This window comes from Peribacillus kribbensis DSM 17871 (assembly GCF_000430765.1).
Lineage (GTDB): Bacteria > Bacillota > Bacilli > Bacillales > DSM-1321 > Paraperibacillus > Paraperibacillus kribbensis.
Genome location: NZ_AUMQ01000054.1, coordinates 1 through 3,600, shown reverse-complemented (window position 1 = coordinate 3,600; position 3,600 = coordinate 1). Strand labels below are relative to the sequence as shown.

Annotated in this window: 2 protein-coding genes; both read left to right on the top strand. The window is 38.6% G+C overall.

Annotated elements, in window-relative coordinates:
• Window positions 1–505: 505 nt before the first annotated feature.
• Complete coding sequence (locus tag H539_RS28360; protein ID WP_051348545.1) at window positions 506–1,060, top strand: hypothetical protein; 555 nt, start codon at window positions 506–508, stop codon at window positions 1,058–1,060.
• Between the two features lie 729 nt (window positions 1,061–1,789).
• Window positions 1,790–3,382 carry a long-chain-fatty-acid--CoA ligase gene (locus H539_RS0111045; RefSeq protein ID WP_026693557.1) on the top strand — a complete coding sequence of 531 codons (1,593 nt, stop codon included), beginning with the start codon at window positions 1,790–1,792 and terminating at the stop codon, window positions 3,380–3,382.
• Window positions 3,383–3,600 lie beyond the last annotated feature (218 nt).

The following is a 3,600-nucleotide window of genomic DNA, read 5'->3' as shown; positions in this document are numbered from 1 at the left end:
CCTACGATTAATCGTTGCTCCGCCAAAAAAAACCTCTCCTTTAGAATTTTCTTTTTAAGGAAAGAAATGAAAAATTACTTCTCCGGTTTAAACAGAAGTCTCTTCTAAGAACACAATAATTTGTTTCGAAAAAAATAAAATTTTCTCTCTCCTATATGATTAATAAATTCAGAAAAGATTAATTTAGTGAGGGCAAATAGATAGAAAAAGATACCTTATTACGCCCGAATTGTCTGAATTCTCTTCATCTTAGCGGGAAAATAAGAAAAGAATTCTACAATAAATACTTCTAGCGAAGGCTACTTCAGCAGCCCCCCTTATTAAACTAATGCACCCGTTAGCTTAATTTAGATTTTTACTTTTTGTTGACAAAAGTTCTACTAAAAAAAGTGAGCAACGTTTCCCTTGCTGAAAAAAACCATTTGCATGAATGGCATCTTAGTTGCATATTCTTGCTAAAGTACAAAGTTAAATTATTAAAAGAACAACGGGGGAATGCATGTAAATGAAAAAATTAATTGCAAGTATCGGAGGAGTCATTTTAAGTTTTGGGTTAGTAAGTTCTGCTTTTGCTGCGACCGATCAAGATGATAGCAGTAAAGTGAACAAGCAATTAGCTCAGGTGCGTCAGGCAACAGAAAAATATCATGATGTTAATGTTGCTATTCAAGATGGTTACATTAATACTCACGAAGTTGCTGTTAGTCCAGAGGGGGTAATGGGAATACATTTTGTTAATCCGGGTTTGATGTTTGATGGTGGGGTTTTGAATCCGAATCAGCCAGAAGTTCTGTTATACATTCCTCAAAAAAATGGCGGATACAAGTTGGTAGGAGTAGAGTATTATGTACCAGGGTTCATGGCTAATGGGCATCCGAGCCTATTTAACCATCCATTTGATGGTAGCATGTTAAACCACGACCTTGACCCAGCCAATCTAACAGAGGAAGAGATACAAAATCCTTTGAATCGTCACTATGATTTACATGTGTGGTTATGGCATGCGAATCCATCAGGCATATTTGCACCGTGGAACCCTGCAATTAAGATGCAAGAATAGAAACATTAAAGCCCAGCAGATTTAGTGGTTGGGCTTTTTTTATGTGTAAATTATTTATATACTTATTAATCGAAACGCTTTTCATATGCGAATTGGTCTTCCAAATGTCTTGATATTTTTAATTTTGTACTTCAAGTCAGAACCGCTTAGTTTAGTTCAGTCTTTTTTAGTGTGCCTTATTGAACTAACGCACCGTTAGCTTAATAAGAAAAGTTTAATCGTTCAAAATTTTTCCTTTGTAATGCCACTCCAAATAAGTGTAAAAAGAAAAAACACAACGAAACAAACTACTAACTTAAATAATTGGTTAAGAATCCAAAAATGAGATATTTCAAACCCCTTCATATTATCTAGAGTTGCATATACTACAAAAATTGTAATTAAATTCTTTTTATCCATACCCCACACCCCAAAAAATCAGCTGATAATCTTCATTATTAGCTTAAATTGAATGGTTGTATATGAATATAAGAAAATTAACCCAGCCACAACAATTTCCTTATTAAACTATCCTGCTCCTTTAGCAAAATAAGAAAACGAGATCGCCGCAGCCATCCCTTCTTTTACAAAAGCACCCTTTAGCGTGAGTACATTACTTCACAAACTAGGAAAAGGATTTAGATTGTAGAATAGTTATATAACAGGAGCAAAAGATACTGTTTACTTACAAGGGGGGTATGTTAGTATAGATATAATTAAGAAAATTCAAAATTTTCAGAGGTGATGTGAATGAATGTACCTTTAGTTTTGCCCCAATTTCTGGACCGGGCCGTTTCATTATACGGAGATAAAGAGGCGGTTTATTGTGATGAAAGAGTTTTCACATATAAAGAATTAAACGGAAGAGTCAATCGGCTATCTCATGGACTACGGGATTTGGGAGTGACAAAAGGTGACCGTGTTGCTTATTTGGCGCCAAATACCCTTGAAATGTTAGAAGGGTTCTACGGTGTGTTCCAGCTTGGAGCTATTATGGTGCCGCTTAACATAAGGCTTACTCCGGCGGATTATGTGTTTATTTTAAATCACAGTGAATCCCGGGTGCTCTTTGTAGACCAGGACCTATATCATCTTATACAGCCTGTTAAGAAAAAGCTGGAAACGGTTGAGCATATTATCGTTCACTATAAGGATCAGGAAACAAATGAAACCGATTACAATTGCTGGCTAGTCAACTATACCGATAAGCCTTTCGAGCGTGCTAATCTCGATGAGGATGATGTCTGCAACCTTCTTTATACAAGTGGGACGACTGGAAATCCCAAGGGAGTCATGCTAACTCACCGCAACAATTATCTACATTCCTTAAGTTCTATGCATCATTTACGGGTGAGCGACCGTGATGTTTACCTACATGTCCTGCCGATGTTCCATGTGAATGGATGGGGCTCCCCATTTTATTATACAGCAAACGGTTCAACCCATATTTGCCTGAAGAAAGCTACTCCAGAGGCAATTTTTCAAGCAATGAAGAATCATAAAGTGTCTATCCTTCATATGGCGCCAACCGTATTAAATTCTTTACTGCAGTATTATGAAGAAAGCGCACCAGTATTAGACCAACAGGTTCGTGTGGTAATTGCAGGTTCTGCACCGCCGCCGGCTTTCGTAAGAAGAGTGGAAGAAGAGCTTGGCTGGGAGTTCATCCAAGTCTACGGAATGACTGAATCTACACCGCTGAGCCTAATTTCCACCATTCGTCCACAAATTTCCGGCCTGCCTCAAAATGAACAGTACAGAATCAAAGCCAAAGCAGGCTATCCAATGATTGGCTGTGATGTCCGGGTAATCAAAGAGCACGGGGAAGAAGTGGCCCATAATGGGAACGAAATTGGAGAAGTGGTGGTAAGAAGTCATGGCGTCATGAAGGGCTATTGGAAAAATGAACAAGCAACGATGGAAACAATCAGGAATGGCTGGCTGCATACCGGGGATATGGGTACGGTCGATCAATATGGGCATATCGATATTGTAGACCGCAAGAAGGATATCATTATCAGCGGCGGAGAAAATATTTCTTCGATTGAAGTAGAAGGTGTATTATATGAACATCCAAGCATCCGGGAGGCCGCAGTTATTGCCGTTCCCCATGAAAAGTGGGGGGAAACACCGCATGCCTATGTAGTTTTAAGAGAAAACCAGAATATAAGTGAAAAAGATATCATCAACTTTTCCAGGGAAAAACTTGCTCATTTTAAAGCGGTTACGGGGGTAACGTTTGTAAAGGAGCTTCCGAAAACAGCATCAGGGAAGATTCAAAAAGTCCATCTCCGCAATGAATATTGGGGTTCACATGGGAAAACAGGCCGCTTGGTGAACTAATCCATATCAACAAAGGGGGCTGTCCCAAAAGGTCGTTTAATAACGATTTTTTAGGGGGAGCCCTTCTCTTTTTTCTGCTTTTTCATCCATCTTTATGACCGGCCAATTTCTTCTTTTGCTCTTTCGGCAGCATATCTTTTATCTTCATCGTCCACCTTCCTATTTTCTCTCAACAAAATGCCTTACATACTGTTGACAAAAAAACAGATACAAAAAAC

Excerpts from the sequence above, each read along its gene's own strand:
- H539_RS28360 (WP_051348545.1), top strand. The coding sequence starts at position 506 with ATGAAAAAATTAATTGCAAGTATCGGAGGAGTCATTTTAAGTTTTGGG.
- H539_RS0111045 (WP_026693557.1), top strand. The coding sequence starts at position 1,790 with ATGAATGTACCTTTAGTTTTGCCCCAATTTCTGGACCGGGCCGTTTCA.